This window comes from Mesorhizobium sp. M7A.F.Ca.CA.002.09.1.1 (genome assembly GCF_003998555.1).
GTDB lineage: Bacteria > Pseudomonadota > Alphaproteobacteria > Rhizobiales > Rhizobiaceae > Mesorhizobium > Mesorhizobium ciceri.
On the sequence record NZ_RZRR01001586.1, the window covers coordinates 1 to 481 of the forward strand.

At 60.7% G+C, this 481-nt stretch carries 1 protein-coding gene; it reads right to left on the reverse strand.

The features are described from left to right. On the reverse strand, window positions 1-463 hold a 463-nt coding region (locus tag EN994_RS34795; protein WP_164746593.1), incomplete at its 3' end, for an endonuclease domain-containing protein. Between the last annotated feature and the right edge of the window lie 18 nt (window positions 464-481).

Sequence of the window (481 nt, forward strand, 5' to 3'; positions counted from 1 at the left end):
CCGGCCACCCTCTCCCCAACGGGGAGAGGGTGGCCGGAGCGAAGCGGAGGTCGGGTGAGGGGGTGGAAATCTTTCCGTCAAGGCAAGCCAAGATCGTATCCAGGACCGCTCGACGTTCGGCCAAAACCTCATGATTCCAGAACCGGAGAGCCGAATAACCTTGTCCGTTCAGCCAAGCTGTCCTGGAAGGGTCGGTTGGAGAATCTGCGTGCTGACTACCATCAAGTTCGACAATCAGGCTTACCTCGCGACAAACAAAATCCGCGATGAACGGTCCAAGCGGCACTTGCCTCACAAATTTGTAGCCATTGAGATGACGGTCTCTCAGCTCCCCCCAAAGCCTGTATTCAGCCTCGGTCTCGTCAACCCGCAGCTTTCGGGCGCGAGCGGTTGCCCCGACCTTTCTCTTGGTCGGATCCGTCGGCGCCGCCCCCTCACCCGACCTCCGCTTCGCTCCGGCCACCCTCTCCCCGTTGGGGAG